The sequence below is a fragment of the Arenibacter latericius DSM 15913 genome, from assembly GCF_000424985.1.
Taxonomy (GTDB): domain Bacteria; phylum Bacteroidota; class Bacteroidia; order Flavobacteriales; family Flavobacteriaceae; genus Arenibacter; species Arenibacter latericius.
Genome location: NZ_AUKX01000031.1, coordinates 1 through 18,559, shown reverse-complemented (window position 1 = coordinate 18,559; position 18,559 = coordinate 1). Strand labels below are relative to the sequence as shown.

Here is an 18,559-nt window from a genome sequence, read left to right as displayed (position 1 = left end):
GGGATGGTAATATGGGAAGTATTATTACCTAGCTAGTAATGGTTACAATCTTTTATCGCTTAGAAAGAATTGAAGGGAAATTATGGATAGCATAGCAGTAGAAAATGAATCGGTACGTGTAGAACCTCCCAATTGGTGGATAGGTTTTAAAAGTACTGATTTACAATTAATGGTGAGGTCAGCCAACATTGCAAAAAGTGTCCCTGAAATTTCCCAAAAAGGGATTTCAATTAAAAAGGTCACTGAGGGGTGTAGTCCAAATTACCTGTTTATTGACTTAAAAATATCTAATACGATGGGCCCGTGCCATTTCCAAATTGAATTTAAATTTAAAAATGGGGATACAAAAACATATCGCTATGAATTAAAGGAAAGAGTAAAACCTGGTGAAGAATATATAGGGTTTAATAGTTCTGATGTTATTTACTTAATCACTCCTGATCGATTTGCAAATTCAGGAGCTATCAATAATACAGGCTCTCACCTAATAGATACTACCATAGACCGCAATAATGACTATGCACGTCATGGCGGTGATATTAAAGGGATAACCAAACACTTGGACTATATAGATGATATGGGATTTACAACCATTTGGCCTACCCCCGTATTAATTAACGATATGGAACAGGAGTCCTATCACGGCTATGCTATAACAGACTTCTACCAAGTGTATCCACGTTTTGGAACATTATCAGATTATAAGGAACTGGTAGATAAGGCAAAAGAACGCTATATTAAAGTGATTATGGACCAAGTGGCCAATCACTGTGGATTAAGACATTGGTGGATGAGAGACCTTCCTTTTAAGGACTGGATAAATTATCAGGAGAATTTTGAGCAAAAAAAGCCTATTCCTATCACCAATCATAGAAGAACTTCCAATCAAGATCCCTATGCCTCGGAAAAGGACAAGAAAGAAATGACCGATGGATGGTTTGTATATGCTATGCCCGACTTAAATCAGCGAAATCCGTTTATGGCTAAATACCTCATTCAAAATAGTATTTGGTGGATAGAGACTTTGGGGTTGGGAGGAATACGCCAAGACACCTATTCTTATTCGGACAAGGACTTTATGGCCCAATGGGCGGGAGCTATTATGAACGAGTATCCTAACTTTAGTATCGTTGGTGAGGAATGGAGTTATAATCCACTTTTAATCTCCTATTGGCAAGATGGTAATCAAAATAGAGATGGTTACAAATCTAATTTAAAATCTACCATGGATTTCTCCATGCAGAATATTATTACTGAAGCTTTAAAAGAAGAAGAGAATTGGGATACTGGATTAATAAAAATGTATGAGGGCCTAGCTAATGATTTTGCTTATGCTTCACCTAAAGATTTAATGGCGTTTTTAGATAATCATGATATGGATCGTGTATTTACGCTATTAAATAAAAACTTAGTAGACACACAAATGGCTGTGGGTTATTTATTACTATTACCTCGAACCCCTCAATTATATTATGGGACAGAGGTTTTAATGCATAATTCCGAAAAACCCGGCGATCACGGCTTAATTAGGTCTGATTTTCCTGGAGGATGGAAAGGGGATTCTGTAAATGCCTTTACTGGGGCAAACTTAACACAAGACCAAAAGGATATGCAGAATTTTATAAAACGGGTTTTAAATTATAGAAAAAGCAGCAAAGCTATCCACGAGGGAAAAACCATCCATTTTGTGCCTTTTAACGGAGTTTATGTATTATTCCGAAGTATTGAAGATGAAATAGTGGCTATTATTATCAATAAAAACAAAAAGCCTTATTCCCTAAACCTAACACCATTCTCCGAAATTGGATTGACAGGAATAACCATGAAAAATATAATATCTAATACCACACTTATTTGGAAAGATAATATCAGGCTTTCTTCTAAAGGGGTTACCATTTTAACCACTAGATTATAGAAGCCTTTAAATTGAAGTGTGTTAATATAATTTCCCTAATTCCTTAATTATATTTTTATACTACATAAAAGGGAGCTATATAAAAATAACAAAACTTAGGTTATGGTTTTTATGCGGGTTTCTTAATCGGCCTTCTTAAAACCTTATTCACCTCATCTATAATTTCATCTTTATCCGCAAGTACAAATAGCGTATCCTTATCCTCAATTCTGGTAGAACCATTTGGGGTTATAAATTCGCCGTCTCTTTTTATCATGGCAATAATAGCATGCTTGGGAAAGCCTAATTCCACTATTTGTTTATTCACCGCATAACAATCGGCTCCTACAGGGATTTCTTTAAGCAATGTTTTTGGATTCTCCATTAATAATAAATCGGTAGCGGTCATTCTTTTTTCCTGTGCAGGAAGGGCTACATTTAACCATTTAGCTACAATAGAAAGCGTAGTTCCTTGTATAAGTACAGAGGTTACGGAAATAAAGAACACAATATTAAAAATCATATCAGCCTTGTCTATACCCGCTAACAACGGATAAGTTGCAAATACAATAGGAACTGCACCCCGTAACCCTACCCATGAAATGTATACCCTTCTTCTAAACTTCATTTTAAAGAACATTAAGCTAAGGAGCACACTAACGGGTCTGGCAACTATAATTAAGAACAGAGATATAAGCAACCCTATTCCCATTACAGGAACAATTTCTGATGGAAAAACCAAAAGCCCCAAGGTTAGGAAGAGTACTATCTGCATTAACCAAGCCAGTCCATCAAACATTTTTAGAATAGACCTTTTATGTATTAGATCCTGATTCCCCAAATAAACTGCACAAATATAAATTGATAGGAAGCCGTTACCGCCTAAAAAATCAGTTGCGGAAAAGGTGATGAACATAAGGGCTATTACCAAAACCGGATAAAGCCCCTCAAAACTCAATTTAATTTTATTGATAACATATTTGCTTATCCTTCCAAAAGCAAAACCAGCTATGGCACCAACTGTCATTTGCTGTAAAAATTTAGGAATAACGGACCATATATTTTGATCTTGATGCACTACCAAGGTTAAAAAGGCAATGGTAAGGACATAAGCCATAGGGTCGTTACTACCACTTTCTAACTCTAAGGTAGGCCTTAAGTTCTTTTTAAGAGCTAGATTTTTGGAACGTAATATGGAAAATACTGCGGCTGCATCTGTAGAAGAAACAATAGATCCTAACAACATACTCTCGTAAATAGTAAAGTCTGTAATGTAATATACAAAGCCTCCTATACAACAAGCTGTAAGAAGTACTCCTACGGTAGAGAGCACAACACCTTCTCTTAGAATGGGTTTTATCTCTCCAAAGTTGGTATCTAGACCCCCTGAGAATAGAATAAAATTTAAGGAAACGATACCGATAAACTGAGCCATTTTAGGGTCATCAAACCTAATCCCCAAAATCCCATCAGACCCTGCAAGCATTCCAATGGCTAGGAAAAGTAATAAAGTAGGAACACCAAATTTATAAGAAGTTTTACCGGCAATTATACTAATAAAAAGGAGCAAAGATCCAACTAATAAAATGTTTTCAATGGTCAAGTTCATACGTTCCTCTTTATGGTTTTTGCAAAAATAACCCTTCTACATAAATAAGGTCAAAAAATGATCTTTAATTAAAATTAAAGGCGTTTTTATTATAAGGTCGATGAAGGTTATTCTAATGGATAATTATATAGTTCTAAATCCTTATCACAGATGATGAAAAAAGAAGTAATTGATTCATAATGACCATGAAATTCTCTTTAGTTCAATATTAAACTCCCCATAGAGCCTAAGCCACTTAAGATTTTTATAATAAAGATGTTACAAATGAATGATTAAATTAATTACGCTTTTTCACTCTCCCCCTGAGATCCTATAAAAGGAATTCTAGGAGCTAGAAAATACCCAGTTAGACTAGCGAACAAAATTGGGATAAAATAGGAGAATCCAGTTAAAGTTGCTAATAAGATAGTAGTACTCATAGGGGTACGGGTAACACAAGCATTTATAGCAGCCATACAACTAATAATAGCCAAGGTAACATTAGTTTCAGGGAAGATTTGATGAATTATAAGCCCTAGCGTTGTCCCCACAAAAAACAAAGGGATAATAAATCCTCCTCGCCACCCGGATGTTACTGTAATGGAAATTGCTAAAATTTTAAAAATTAATATTCCGATCAACAAAGTTAATGTGACGTTAGACTCCAATAGTTCATTAATTTCATGATGACCAAAATACCGAGTCAGAGGAAAATAATAAGAAATGACTCCTAAGAGGATTCCCCCTATTAAAGTTTTTATATAAATAGGCAGCGCTTTCTTTTCAAATACTATTTTAAAGAATTTAACACAATAGATAAATCCCCAACCTACGAATGTAGCTACCATAGCGAATAGTACCGCCAGACCAAAGTCGAACAACCCAGAATATTCGTATGATTTTAATTCCCAGGTGGCACCTAGTCCCAATTGAATAATTAGAGCAAAAATCACATAACTAAAGCTACTAGCTACTAAAGCTGGAATAATTGCCTTATAATATTCAACGGCATGTTTATGATGTAAGATTTCCAAAGAAAACAAACTACCTCCTAAAGGAGCTCCAAACAGAGCGGTAAATCCGGAAGCCATCCCAGCTATACTTAAAGACCGTAATTCCTCTCCTTTTAATCTGAAAATTTTCCCCAACCACGTTCCTGTAGATCCAGTAACTTGAACCAATGGAGCCTCTGGACCCAAACTACCACCCGATGCAACACATAGCAGGGAAGACAAGATCATGGAAGGATTGTTCTTAGGATCTAGTTTTCCTTTGTTAAACCTGATGTTATTTACAATTAGATGAATTTCTCCTGGATCTCCAATAAAATGAATAATGAGTCCCGCTAAAAGACCACATACGGCCATAATCGGAATAACAAGCCATCCTTCGAAAAATGAAATCTTAACCGTTAAAAATTCTAACACAATCCAATAAAGTCCAGCAATAACGCCACCAATTAACCCTAACAAAGCCCATAATAGGAAAGTACGACTAAAGACAAAGGGATTAAATCGTATAGGTTGATCTAAAATATTTAGATAGGTGACTAGTTTTCTTTTTTGTCTAAGCTTCAAAATATTATTCTTATGGTGAGGTCTATCTACAATTCTTGAAATACACTCTTAACTTTCTTTCTTAATGTTCTCTTTAATCACCAGAGTTCTATAGGGAAAAGGAATTTCGATACCTTCCTTATCAAAGCGCATTTTTACACTTTCCAAAATGTCACATCTTATACTAAAGGAGTCACTATAATTTCTTGCCCATGCCCAAGCCCTAATGGTTACAGAAGAGTCGTCTAATGAGATGAGTGCTGTCTTTACCATTGGCTGGCCGTCTTTTTTTTCAAGTTTGGATCGGTTATCATAAATTAAAGGATGTTTCTCACATTCTTCTTGCATAATTTTCTTTGCCAAAGTAATGTCACTATCATAGGAAATACCGATCTCTATACGTTCACAACATTTAGGATCCCCTAAGTTATAGTTGATTAATTTTTCCTTATTAATTATGGCATTGGGAATTACAATCATCTTATTCTCAAAATTTCGGATAATAGTATGACGCAAAGTAATATCTACTACAGTACCCACCATAGTATCTGAAACCTTTATTATATCCCCAATTTTAAAGGGTTTAAAACTAATGATGAAAATACCTCCTACTAGGTTAGCTAGCGCTTCTTGAGAAGCTACCCCTGCAATTAAAGCAATAACCCCTGCCCCACCTAGTGCCGCTTGTGTAACTCCCCTAAAAGCTGGGAAAGCAAGGAGTCCAAACAGCAGTCCAACCGTATATATAACAAACACCACAACATATCCCAAGAATTTAAGGCTCGTTGCATCGGCGTTTGTAGTTGCTTTCCGGTGAATTTCTCGTTTAAACCATAAATTAGCAAAGGCTGTTAACGCTATAGTAATTACCGCCACCGAGCCTAAATATAATATCAAAAGAAAATTATGCTTTAGAATAGCATATTTATTCTCAGCTACAAAAATAAAGCCTAGGGCAATTAGGCCAAGCACTATCCATAACGCATTAAGGATACGCTTTACCAAATTAATTGCCTTAGGCCTTTCCCCTGGGAATTTTTGACTTCCCTGTTTTAATAACCATCGGTTTAGCAAGTTAGTTAACCCGCGTAAAACCAATACTGTAATAATAACTAAGAGCGCATAAATTAAATGCGACCTGTATATTTCAAAAAAATCTGACATTTTTATTTTGGGTATCGATAATATGATTCCCAAAAATAAAACTTAATTCCATCCACCACCTAATGCTTCATATAAATCTACAACAGATTGCAACTGCCTATTTTTTGCGTTTGCAAGATCTAGACTAGAATTTAGTGCATTTTCCTGCGCACGTAACACCTCTAAATAATTTGCCAAACCATTGTTTAGCAATTCTTGAGAATATTCCGTTGCCAAGGCATAGGCTTCATGTTCATTTTGTTTTATCGCTATTTTTTCGGTTGCAGTTCCATAAGAATACATGGCATCTGCAACTTCCTTACTTGCTGTTAAAACAGACTGTTTAAAATTTAAACTAGCTATTTCCTGCTGTGCTTTAGAAACCTCGTATTGAGTACGAATTTTCCTTCCATTTAATATGGGTTGCGCAAGTCCGCCTACCAGATTAGCAAAAAGTGAGTTGGCATTAAATAATTGGTCAAAATCCATACTCTGGAAACCTCCTGTTGCTGAAAGCGTTAATGAAGGATAAAAACTACTTCTCGCCACATTAGTAAGCTCAAAGGCTTTTCGCAATTCCAACTCTGCCATCATAACATCTGGACGATTACTCAATAGCTGTGTTGGTACACCAACGACCAATTCTGTAGAAATCTCCTGATCAGCTAAAACCGTTCTATCCTTTGCATTTGGGGACTCTCCTAATAGCACAGACAAGGTATTTTCTAGCAGGTATGCCTGATTATTAAGATCTACTAAAATGGCCTCTGCGGTATAAAGCTGCGCCTCAGTCTGTTTTACGGCAACTTGAGTGATACTTCCTGCTTCCTTCAATACTTTAGAAGTTTCTAAACTATTTTTTCTCGTAGCGATGGTTTCTTTGGTAATAGCAACTTGTTCGTCTACGGTTAGCAGTTGATAATAGACCGATGCTATATTGGCGATTAGTCTAGATTTAACTGCGTGATGCGCGGCAACCGTTTGTAAATATGAAGCTTCTGAAGCTCTCATATTACTACGAATCTTCCCCCAAATATCTGCTTCCCATGCCAAACTTCCTGTTAGTTCATATTGGTCTTGGGAACTACCTACAAGAGCGCCCATAGGGCTATTTTTTGCCAACTCTTGATGCGTATATCGACCATTAGCTGAAAGGGTTGGGTAATACCCTGCCTTTCCTTGCTTAAGGTAAGCCTCTGCAGCAACTATTTGCTGCAAGGCTACCCTAATATCCATATTATTATCTAATCCTCGTTCTATATACTGAGTAAGGATAGGATCGGTAAAAAGCTCTCTCCAAGAAACCTCCGCAATGGTAAGGCTATCTTTTGAAAGTTGATCTGTCCTAAAGGCACTGTCATCTATAACCGCATGGTCTGACTGTACATAATCCTTTGCCGAAAAGCAGGATACTAAAAGTACCGGCATACTGGCAATAACTAAATATTTCGTTAATCGTGCTGAATTCATAGTATTATACTTCTTCTGAAATTTCTAAATTCTGTTTTTTTGGTTTTCTGCTCATTTTCTCATCTAACCACTGGAATAGAATGTAAAGGATAGGAATTACAAAAACTCCTAAAATAGTTCCAATCAATAGTCCACCAACGGCTCCTGTACCAATAGCACGGTTCCCTTCGGCACCTACACCAGAAGCTAAAACCAATGGTAATAGACCAAAGATAAAGGCAAAAGAGGTCATTAAAATAGGTCTCAATCTAGCCTTAGCCCCATCAATTGCAGCATTAAAGATAGTTTCTCCCCTTTTTCTTCTTTGGATAGCGAACTCCACTATCAGAATTGCATTCTTAGCTAGTAGCCCGATTAACATAATTAAAGCTATCTGGAAATAGATATTGTTTTCCAAGCCTGCGAATTTAGTGGATATAAAGGCACCAAAAATCCCTAGCGGTAATGAGAACAATACTGCAAAAGGCAATAAGTAACTCTCGTACTGTGCACTTAATAAGAAGTACACAAACACAATCACTAAAATTAATATAACAGTAGTTTGGTCTCCCGCATTTATTTCTTCTCTAGTAAGTCCAGAATAGGCCGTACTAAAGTTTGCAGGAAGCTCCGCAGAAACTTGTTCTACAGCCGTAATTGCATCCCCAGTACTATAACCAGGATTTACCGCTGCTGTAACTTTTGTTGAATTAAAAAGGTTAAAACGCGTAACCGATTGCGGTCCAAACACACGCTCTATACTAACAAATTGAGTAATAGGTGCCATTTCCCCACTCTTAGTCTTTACATATAGACTGTTTAAATCTTGCTTTTCGGCTCTACTTTCTGGTAAAGACTGGATATAAACCCTATACTGCTTACCAAATCTAGAGAAGTCGGCTGCATAAATACTACCAATATATCCTTGAAGTGTATTAAATATACTGTTAATATTCACTCCATAATCTTTTGCTAAAGGGACATTGATATCTAACTTGTACTGTGGGTATTCAGTACTAAAAGAAGACTGGGCATACATAAGCTCTGGCCTTTGCATAAGCTTCCCTATAAATTCCTTGTTCACCCGATCTAATTCACTAAAATCGCCTCCAGATTGATCTAATAGATTCACTTCTACTCCCGATGAGTTACCAAAACCTGGAATACTTGGAGGTGCAAAGAAAATAATATTAGCATCAGAAATAGTTGCTGCAATACCAAATAATTTCCCGGTAATTGCTTTTGTAGAAAGGTCATCGGTTTCACGGTCTTTCCAATCATCAAGTTTAATAAACCCTAAACCGTAGTTGTTTCCTGCTCCATTAATGATACTTATCCCATTAATAAGAGTAACACTATTTACCCCAGGTAAATCTTTAACTTTACTATATATTTCACGGTTTACTTCCGCCGTTCTATCAATAGATGCTCCAGGTGGCAATTCTACGTTTACAAAGACCAATCCTCTATCTTCATCAGGTACAAATCCTGATGGAGTGGTATTAGAAGCCCAAACAATTCCCGCAATAGAAACTATAAGGATAGCTCCAGTAATCCACTTATGACGGTACAAAAATCCTAATGATTTCCCATAACGTCTTACCGTTGCATTAAACCCTACGTTAAAAGCATGGAAAAAACGTTGTAAAAATGTTTTCTTCTTATCTTCCTCTGTATGAGGCTTTAACAGAATAGCACATAAAGCCGGACTTAAAGTAAGGGCGTTTACAGCAGAAATTAATATAGCTACAATAAGCGTTATCCCAAATTGCTCGTAGAAAACTCCAGTAGGACCTGTAATAAAAGTTACTGGTACAAACACCGCGGCCATTACCAAGGTAATTGAAATAATTGCTCCAGTAATCTCTTCCATTGCCTCAATAGTAGCTTTTTCCATATCCTTAGCTCCCTCGTCTATCTTGGCGTGGACAGCCTCTACTACTACAATGGCATCATCCACCACAATACCAATAGCCAGCAATAAGGCAAAAAGCGTTAATAGGTTAATAGAATATCCAAAAAGGTTTAAGAAAAAGAAAGTACCTATAATGGATACTGGCACGGCAATAGCTGGAATTAAGGTTGATCTAAAATCCTGTAAGAATATAAAGACCACTACAAAAACTAGTAAAAAAGCCTCTATAAACGTCTTCACCACCTTATTTACGGAAGCGTTCAAAAACTCATTAGTATCATAAGGGATTACATAGCTGATACCCTCTGGAAAGCCTTTTTCCAAACTACCCAGTTCAGTTTTAATCTCCTCAATAATTTTCTGAGCATCGGACCCTGGTGTCTGATAAATGGCCATGGCCACACTAGGGTTACCATCTGTTTTGGCACTACTGGCATACGATTGTGCATCCAATTCAATAGTAGCCACATCTTTTAATCGGAGATACTCCCCGTCTCCCAAGGCCTTGATTACAATATTTCCATATTGTTCCTCGGTACGGAAACGACCGTCATAGGTAATTACATAGGAAAACGCCTCTCCATGGTTTTCACCAATAGTTCCTGCTGCAGCTTCCTGACTCTGCTCATTGATGGCAGCTGTAACATCGGAAGGAGATAATCCATAAGCAGCCATTTTATTAGGCTGCAGCCATACCCTCATGGCATAGTCCTTACTACCAAATACATTCACATCTCCTACTCCTTCAACACGCTGAAAAGCAGGAACCACATTGATTTTCAGATAGTTCTGTAAAAAAACATCATTATAATCCTCAGAATCGGAGTAAAAACTAATAAACATTAAAGCACTTGTCTGCTGCTTTTGGGTAAGCACCCCTGTTTGCCGTACAGCCTGTGGTAGCATCGGGTTTGCCCTTGCAACACGGTTCTGTACGTTTACTGCTGCAATATCTGGATCTACGTCCTGTTTAAAATAAACAGTAATCGCTGCAGTACCATTATTCGTGGCTGTAGAGGTAAGATAAGTCATCCCCTCTACCCCATTTATCTGTTCCTCTATGGGAATTATTACACTTTCTAATATTGTTGCTGCTGACGCACCCGGGTAACTAGCCGTTACCTGTATGGTAGGGGGAGCTATATCTGGATATTGGGTTACGGATAGGGATTGCAACCCTAATATCCCCAAAATCACAATAATTATAGATATCACCGTAGATAGTACGGGACGCGTGATAAAAGTCTTAATCATGGTTTCTCTGTATTTCCTATATTATTATTGAAACTCAGTTTGTCTAAGTTGTGCCACATGTTCAAATTCTACCTTCTGTGGCGTAATGGGACTTCCATTTCTTAGTTTTCCAACCCCTTTGGCAACGATGGTCTCCCCTTCTTGTAAGCCAGACTCTAAAATGTACATGCTTTCAGCATTACCTATTATGTTAATAGCTTTGGAGGTTACCGTATTATCTTCAGAAAGAACATAAACAAAAGTCTTTTCCTGCTGTTCAAAAGTGGCCTCCTGTGGAACTACAAGAACATCCTCAAAGACAGAAGGTACTTTTATAGTACCGCTATTACCATTTGTCAACAGACTATTAGCATTATTGAATAACGCCCTAAAAGTAATGGTTCCTGTATTAGGGTTTACCTGGGAGTTGATAGTTTCTATTTTTCCCTTTTGATCAAATTCCTTTCCATTTGCTAATAGAAGTGTTACTTCGGGAAAGTTGGCAATCTTTTCTTCCTTGTTGGCTCCTTCTGCATTTTGTAAAAAGTCTAAATACGCCTTTTCATTCATGGAAAAATAAGCGTAAACTTTACTGATGTCTGAAACTGTAGTTAATGGAACTTGATTTGTAGGACTTACCAAGGCCCCTGCACGCATACGTATAGAACCTACATATCCATCTACCGGACTTACAATGGTACCGTAACCTATGTTAGCAGCAATACTATTATAGCCACTCTTTGCTTGTTGCAGCTTGGCTTTTGCAGTTTCTAATTGCACCTCACTAATAATATTCTTTTCTACCAATGGTCTAAGCTTATTAACCTCTACCTGAGCCGCTTCTACATTGGCCTTTGCAGCTGCTGCATCCTGAGTCATGGACTGAGTTTCCAATCTAAAAAGAGGCTGACCTTTTTTCACTCTTTCTCCTTCATCAACCAAAACTTCTGTTATATATCCAGTTATTTTAGCTCTTACTTCACTATTTATTATTCCTTCTATATTGGTGGGATAGGTGGTGTAGGAGGTTACTGTTCTAATAGGAACCTCAACTACTGGAAATGGAAGTGCAGGCCTAGCTTGCGCCATATTCTGACCCGATTTATCGCTCCCACAAGAAGCTAAAATTGTTAATAATAAAATGGGAATAGTGGTTTTAAAAATTGTTTTCATGTGCTGAGTAAATTATTCTTAGTTTAAAATGTGCATTTAATTGTAGTTCGAAATTTCTTCGGTAAAATCGAGTTAGTATGAAAGTAGATCAGGAAGATTTACGGTGTAAGTCATTAAGATCCTGTAACCTTTGATTAATAGATTCGAGCTGCTCTTCCAAGTATTCTTGATATAGCAATCCCTCTATCTTATCACTATAATATTTTTCAGGATTATTTAATTTATTGAAGTCCCTTACTTTATTAATGACTTCCAACTCTTTTTTTAGTAAACCACCATAGTGATTCATCGCATTTTTTACAAAGTTTGGAGAGGTTTTAAAGTAACGCTTTCTGTCTCCGGTTTTTGTATAAAATTCTACATAGTCTAGTTGCAATAAAACATTTAAATTACTAGAAACTGAACTTTTACAAGCCTCCGTTATTTCTATAATCTCATCAAAGGTTAAGCCTGCATTAGAGGAAAGTATTAATGTGGCATATATACGTGCCGCTAATGGGGCTAGGCCCGCTCTTTCCTCCAAAGTAAGACCTATCTCTTCAATAAGCACTTTCTTCTCTTGGAATATATCTGACATACCATCTTAATTTTGAGGCAAAAATACACTTAGTTCGCAACCTTACGAACTAATAGAACATAATTTTTTGTTAATACTTTAACTAACAAAAAAACATAAGCCAGAAAAGCTATAGGTAAGCAACTACAAAGAAGGAAGCAAACTAGTGTATACCGCTATTAAAAGAGTACAGAAATCCCTTAAAATATTGACGATTTAATTTGAGGTAGGAATTGTAGATTTCTTACTTTTTCCAATTAAATAGATACCAACTAGGATTAGGATCCCACCTAGCATATACCATATGGTGAAACGTTCCCCATCCAATAAACCCCAAATTACAGCCACCAAGGGCAGTAGATAGGTTACGGTACTAGCAAAAACAGGGGAAGTATTCTGTATGAGTTTATAATATAAAATCATGGCTACAGCAGTCCCCATTATTGTTAAAATCCCAAGGTATCCCAAAGCTTCGTAAGTTTGGGGATTGGTTTCAAAGTTCTGAAAAAAGCCAGATATAACTAGAATAATAAATGACGGAACCATCCATATTGAGAATACAGCACTCGATAATTGCATAGAAGGAATATCTTGTAATTTTTCTTTAATGATAAGAGCACTAATAGCGTAACATGCAGTAGCCAAAACCACTAAAAAGGCATAGAATAATTGAGAATCCTCTGTGTTAGTTTCCGAAAAGTACATAAGACTTCCCGCCCCAATAAAACCGATTATTGCCCCAATAAATTGAATCCATCTACTACGGATTCCAAAAAACAAAAATCCGAATACCAGAACAAAAACGGGAACTAATGAATCTAAAATTCCTGCAAGGGAACTACTAACCTGAGTTTGTGCCAATGGAAATAGAAACATAGGAAAAAAGTTCCCAAAAAATCCCGCTAGCACTACCCAAAACAATACTTTCTTACTCATCTTCAGCAATGAAGGAATTCCAATATATGCCATTAACAAGCCAGAAACACCTACTCGGATTGCACCAATTTCATATGGCGTAAACACTAATAAGGATTTTTTGATCAGAATAAAAGAACTACCCCAGGTCAATGCAATAATGAGGAGGAGAAACCATTTGTTTTCAATTATTTTTCCCATAAGTCTGTAAAGTTAAAAAGCAATTGCGTTGTGCAATTGCTTTTTAATAAATATTATACTTTAATTATTTTATATGGAATTTAACCTCTTGTTTATAAGTAGTATAGTATTACCTTAGTCTAGATAAACTGCCTCAAAAACTGCTAAAGGAGCTCTTCGACCCACATTAAGCATTAAGGTATCTCCATCAATAGTATAGTTATCGGTAAGTTCAAAAACTTTTAAAAATGCTGCTTCATCAACATCGACATCTGGACAAGCTTTAAGTGTTGAAAATACTTGAGTGAATTTAATGCGATTCCCTTCTTCAAGAGTATATCCTCCTCCAAATGTATTACAACCAGCAAATCCAGTAAGACTATTTTCATTTGTCTTAAGAATAAAATAAATCTCACCCTCTTGATTATCGGCCATTTCTACCTCCTTACCGTCCAAGGTCTTCAATTTCCAATATTTTTCAGTAATTAGTTCTTTTTGTATTTCCGCTTTTTTAAATACAGCTAAAGGAGCCCTTCTCCCCACATTTAACCTAAGCGTGTTCCCATCTAAAGTATAGTTATCAGCAATATTAAACACTTCTAATATCTCAGATTCATTTATAGACGCATCAGGACAAGCCATACGGGTTACCCCCATTTCACTAAACCGAATTCTATTTCCTTCTTCTAATGTAAAATTTCCAAAACCAGAATTACAACCAAAGAAACCGTTAAAAGTATTATCCTCGCCATTTAGTGTAAATCGCACATTTTTATCTTGGGCTTGATCAAACTCTATTTTCTCACCTTCCAGTTCTGTAAGAATCCATTTTGTATTAGTTATTCCCGAGTACTCTTCCATTTCAATTTCCTTATTTGGAACTGTTTCCGAATCTACTTTTTGAGTCTTACAACTTACTGCGCTAATGGCAATTAGCATTATAGGGATTAATTTTATTTTCATATTATTCATGGTTTATGTTTTATTAGAGTACAAATGTATCATTTGGTTCGTAACAATTAGAACCTTTCTAGATAAGGTTTTGTTAAATTTAAATAGTAGTGCATTACCTAAGGGATTACACATGAGGAATAGAACTGTTGTTTAGAACAACAATTCCACCTTAAACTGAAAGGCAAGTACGAAAACAGTACGATCGGCAAGCCAGTCTAAATGGCACAAATATCCCCGCTTGAATAATACGTTCAGGCCCGCCCATGCAGATCGGGCAAGCCCGCCTTTACAGTACGGGAAGGCTAGTGTTGGTTTATTTTTATCTCACTTAATGAGTAGAAAAATGATATTATTAATCTTGACCCTCTAAGAAAGCGGTCATTTTTTTCAATGTAGTTTCCACTAGCTTATGCTGTGCCTTGATGTATTCTTCCATTAAGGTACCCATAGACTTTTCATTAACAAACTTCTCTGGGTAATGCTCTAGATTGTAATAGTTTATTTTGGAAATAAGTTCCGCTTCACTATTTAAAGTCTGTGCATATTGCATTAAATACTTCTTCTGAAAAGATTTAGATACTTTAAAATATCGTTTGCGGTCTCCCGGTCTTGTATAATATTCAACAAAATTAAGCTGAGTGAGTACGTTAAGGTTAATTGAAGTTGAACTCTTACTAGAACCCAATGCTTCCCGCACCTCCTCAAAAGTAAGTCCATCATAAGAGGATAGGGTTAAGAGTCCATAAATTCTAGCAGCAAGGGGCGATACCCCCATGCGATCACCAAAACCGATACCTATTTGTTCTATAAGCTGTTTTTTCTCTTCTGAAATATTCAAGCTAATCGTAATTTTAAAAATTTAGACTAAGATAAGGAACTTATAACTCTAAGTATTGAGATTTCATGAAATGACAAAATTTATCCGACGTTTGTATCCGTATAACTGAGAAAATTAAAACACAAAAAATACTAATACCGTCTAATTAATAGCTAATATCTGATATTTTAAATACTCTATCTTCTTTTGCCAATTTCAAAATGGCCTTCTCACCTATTTTCTTTTCGATTAAAATTTTTGCTAAAGGAGAGATAAAAGCAATCTTTCCTTTTGTAATATCGGCCTCATCAACTCCTACAATTTGAAACTTTTGAGTTTTGTTGGTAGCCATGATTTTTAAGGTAACTGTTGCTCCAAACCTAACTTCATCTTGTGGCTGATCTTCTAAATGAATTACTTTGGCAGTTAAGATCCTATTATTGAGCAATTGCAATTTTGCATTGATATGGTTTATAGCAATCCTACTTTCTTTCTCATTGGACCTGTCTACATTATCTATTTCTTGTATTAACACTTCTTTCTCTGTCAGTAAAGCGTCTAATCCTATTTGTGTGACATAATTAGCAACCCCATCTGGCAGATCTGCCCTAGGAGGTACTATTGGAATTTCTTCCTGGTCTTCTTCTCTTACAAATCCTCTACTCATAATAATGTTCTTAAAATAAAACGCATGCTTATCACTACCCCTTTCAACAGATAGCTATATACAGTTTATTAAATATCATCTATACTACCAAATAAAACGAATTATTCATCATAAAATCCTTCGATAGAAACGCATCCTTAGTCCTTTTCTCCTTCTACTTTGTTAAGTTTCAATATTTTAAGACCCACTGCCATCAATACAATGGAAATTGGTAGGATTAACAATTCCCATTTCAAGTTTCCAATATTGACAAATACAACCTCCAAGAACTTTACAAATAGAATAATAATTATCACTTCGGCCAAGATATTCTTTAGATGGCCAATATTTGGAGTTTTAATCCAACTTAGCACCCCTGAATTCCCCTTTATATTGGTATTGGAAATAAACAAGGTATACACTCCGCGTGCAAAAATAAACAGCACTAAAGCTATTAAGAAGGTATCCAAAGATTTAATAAGATAAGTGATACCAATATCTACGCTGTGCAAATGGACTTTGTCCTTTGGAATATACCCCAAAAAGAACACCCGAAACGCATTTAGTGTTTTTAATGCTCCCATAATAAATAGAAGCAAAGAACCCAAAAGGGAGAATAATATTGCTATCCAACTGATAAAACGAAAGGCGTAAAAAGGTTTATTCATTATTATTATTTAAAATTCATGGTTTAGGTGTCAATTAATTATAAAAGCAACAATATTTGGTTAACTGGCGAAGATCGTCTAATAATTAATCAGTATCACTTAGCTAATCTTCCTACCCATGTGTTCACTTTTAATGTCAGTACAAAGGTAGGTTACGCTATTAGTTTCCTATTTATTGTTATGGCCCAAACACTTATGAAATCAGGTCAATATAAGAAGTGTTGAATATTAGCAGTTTTCATTAACAATCAACTAACTAATTATCTGCATGTTACATAAAGATGCTTTTCATTTAAAGTATTTAACGAGCTAAATTTGAATGGATTAAATGGGTAGGCTTAGGTCAGCTTCGTCCACTAATTTTAACAGGTCCCTTAATGAAACATCTATTAGGTTTTGATGTCGCCCATGTAGATTGGCAACTTAACACTGCATTTCATTACGTAATATCAAATACATCTCATTTTATAGGCGTAGAGTTCAATAAAGAAAGAATGAGTGCATGGGAATTTGGAAATGACAATACGTCCTCAGGCCAAATAACAGATAGATCACGTCCTTGGGTTGGGAATCGTTACGGGATTCCCGTTAACTAAAAGTGATGAAAAATTCAGTTCGTTTTTTAGATTGATTTACGAATTATAATCCCTTTCGCTCCTAAAGAAAAAACGAATAAATTAGTTTTAATTCTTAAGGTCTGTAGGACTAAATCCAAACTTATTTTTAAAGGCAGTACTGAAATTGGAAAGATTGTTATAACCTATCTCTAGGTAGATATCTGAAGGAGTTAAATTACCTTCTTGCAGCAGGTCTTTCGCTTTTTGAAGTCGTTTATCCTGAAGCCATTTCCCAGGCGCCACATTATATTCAGAGTTAAAATGACGCTTAAAAGTAGATAAGCTCATGTTACAGAGAAAGGCTATTTCTTCTAATTTTAAATTGGAATGCACATTACTCTCCACCACACTTTTAAAGGGGGAGATTTCTTTACTTATCAATGAATGCAAATAATATTCAAATTTTGATCCGTACTTATTAAGGAGGTAAAGCATTATTTCTTCAAACTTTAAATTAAGTAATGCCTCCTCAGGAGTATTATAAGATTTACATACAATAGACAACGTACTTATGTAGGATGCGATATACTGATCATTTTCAATAACAAAATAAGGGACTTCCTCCTTATAGGGTTGTACATCATTTGTGTATTTACTTAAAAATTCTCGAAGCTTTGTTTCCGAAAAAAAGAATAACTTACAATAATAAATGGCCTCCGTATCCAATAGTTCTGTCCATAACCAATTTCCTTTTTTCAGCAATAAAGATTGCTCTTTATTAACGGCAACCGAGGTATCGGCAAAATGGACCTGCTTTTTACCTACTTGTAAAAAACTAAACATATTCATACTTAGATTAACCTTGCTTTTTACAACATCATTAGTCATTTTAAAATCGTGAACAAAAAGGTCTGTAGTAGCTTTCGGATCGCTAAGATATATTTCTGGGATATTTTCTATTGACATTAGATGCTTACATTAATTATAAAAGTACTTTAACCCGCATTATTCACCAAGAGTTTTTTCTTCAAGGAATTTGAGGATAAATTTTGCATTCCCTGGATTAAGGTAATTTTCCGGGATAGTTTTCCAGCTGTTAGATGAACCTTCTGTAAATTTTAGTGCAGATATGACTATTTTTAGTCCTGATATTGTTGAAATTTCCCGATAAGGCATAGGTATCCCAAGACTGATAAACAGTGAGATGAGTAACTTTTAGCCAGAGAGCAATTCCTGGAATAGATGCTGGTACACAAAGGCTTTGGAGAACCGGTAATAAATTCTTCTTTTGGTTATTTTAATGGTAGCACCTATT

15 protein-coding genes are annotated in these 18,559 nt (G+C 35.8%); 2 read left to right on the top strand and 13 right to left on the bottom strand.

All coding sequences use genetic code 11. The features are described from left to right. The first annotated feature begins 82 nt into the window (after nucleotides 1-82). On the top strand, nucleotides 83-1,915 hold the full coding sequence (locus H344_RS20040) for a glycoside hydrolase family 13 protein (RefSeq protein WP_084148773.1): 1,833 nt from the start codon (nucleotides 83-85) through the stop codon (nucleotides 1,913-1,915). A gap of 109 nt (nucleotides 1,916-2,024) precedes the next feature. Here the strand turns inward: H344_RS20040 and H344_RS0110320 are convergent, their stop codons facing one another. The 12 genes from H344_RS0110320 to H344_RS0110265 all read right to left on the bottom strand — a co-directional run bounded on the left by H344_RS0110320 (nucleotide 2,025) and on the right by H344_RS0110265 (nucleotide 16,687). Further along, entirely contained in the window at nucleotides 2,025-3,503 is a 1,479-nt protein-coding gene (locus H344_RS0110320) for a potassium/proton antiporter (protein ID WP_026810252.1), read from the bottom strand. Between the two features lie 281 nt (nucleotides 3,504-3,784). After that, nucleotides 3,785-5,059, bottom strand: a complete 1,275-nt coding sequence (locus H344_RS0110315; protein WP_026810251.1) for a chloride channel protein — start codon at nucleotides 5,057-5,059, stop codon at nucleotides 3,785-3,787. A gap of 48 nt (nucleotides 5,060-5,107) precedes the next feature. After that, complete coding sequence (locus H344_RS0110310; protein WP_026810250.1) at nucleotides 5,108-6,202, bottom strand: mechanosensitive ion channel family protein; 1,095 nt, start codon at nucleotides 6,200-6,202, stop codon at nucleotides 5,108-5,110. A gap of 42 nt (nucleotides 6,203-6,244) precedes the next feature. Next, nucleotides 6,245-7,651 carry an efflux transporter outer membrane subunit gene (locus H344_RS0110305; protein ID WP_026810249.1) on the bottom strand — a complete coding sequence of 469 codons (1,407 nt, stop codon included), beginning with the start codon at nucleotides 7,649-7,651 and terminating at the stop codon, nucleotides 6,245-6,247. A gap of 4 nt (nucleotides 7,652-7,655) precedes the next feature. Continuing rightward, on the bottom strand, nucleotides 7,656-10,799 hold the full coding sequence (locus H344_RS0110300) for an efflux RND transporter permease subunit (RefSeq protein WP_026810248.1): 3,144 nt from the start codon (nucleotides 10,797-10,799) through the stop codon (nucleotides 7,656-7,658). A 24-nt stretch (nucleotides 10,800-10,823) separates the two neighbouring features. Further along, nucleotides 10,824-11,951 (bottom strand): efflux RND transporter periplasmic adaptor subunit, encoded by a 1,128-nt coding sequence (locus H344_RS0110295; protein WP_026810247.1) that lies wholly within the window; start codon nucleotides 11,949-11,951, stop codon nucleotides 10,824-10,826. An 88-nt stretch (nucleotides 11,952-12,039) separates the two neighbouring features. After that, nucleotides 12,040-12,528 (bottom strand): GbsR/MarR family transcriptional regulator, encoded by a 489-nt coding sequence (locus H344_RS0110290; protein ID WP_026810246.1) that lies wholly within the window; start codon nucleotides 12,526-12,528, stop codon nucleotides 12,040-12,042. Between the two features lie 195 nt (nucleotides 12,529-12,723). Further along, a complete protein-coding gene (locus H344_RS0110285) occupies nucleotides 12,724-13,623 on the bottom strand; it encodes a DMT family transporter (RefSeq protein WP_026810245.1) in 900 nt (299 codons plus the stop codon). A gap of 114 nt (nucleotides 13,624-13,737) precedes the next feature. Continuing rightward, on the bottom strand, nucleotides 13,738-14,565 hold the full coding sequence (locus tag H344_RS0110280) for an META domain-containing protein (RefSeq protein WP_034256421.1): 828 nt from the start codon (nucleotides 14,563-14,565) through the stop codon (nucleotides 13,738-13,740). Between the two features lie 343 nt (nucleotides 14,566-14,908). Then, a complete protein-coding gene (locus H344_RS0110275; protein ID WP_026810243.1) occupies nucleotides 14,909-15,394 on the bottom strand; it encodes a GbsR/MarR family transcriptional regulator in 486 nt (161 codons plus the stop codon). Between the two features lie 145 nt (nucleotides 15,395-15,539). After that, nucleotides 15,540-16,040, bottom strand: a complete 501-nt coding sequence (locus H344_RS0110270; protein ID WP_026810242.1) for a GreA/GreB family elongation factor — start codon at nucleotides 16,038-16,040, stop codon at nucleotides 15,540-15,542. A 137-nt stretch (nucleotides 16,041-16,177) separates the two neighbouring features. Next, entirely contained in the window at nucleotides 16,178-16,687 is a 510-nt protein-coding gene (locus H344_RS0110265; protein WP_026810241.1) for a YqhA family protein, read from the bottom strand. 377 nt (nucleotides 16,688-17,064) lie between these two features. On the opposite strand from H344_RS0110265, the gene H344_RS0110260 reads away from it, so the two are divergent. Next, on the top strand, nucleotides 17,065-17,283 hold the full coding sequence (locus H344_RS0110260; protein WP_026810240.1) for a hypothetical protein: 219 nt from the start codon (nucleotides 17,065-17,067) through the stop codon (nucleotides 17,281-17,283). Between the two features lie 87 nt (nucleotides 17,284-17,370). Here H344_RS0110260 and H344_RS0110255 read toward each other — a convergent pair whose 3' ends face one another. Continuing rightward, complete coding sequence (locus tag H344_RS0110255; RefSeq protein WP_026810239.1) at nucleotides 17,371-18,210, bottom strand: helix-turn-helix domain-containing protein; 840 nt, start codon at nucleotides 18,208-18,210, stop codon at nucleotides 17,371-17,373. Nucleotides 18,211-18,559 lie beyond the last annotated feature (349 nt).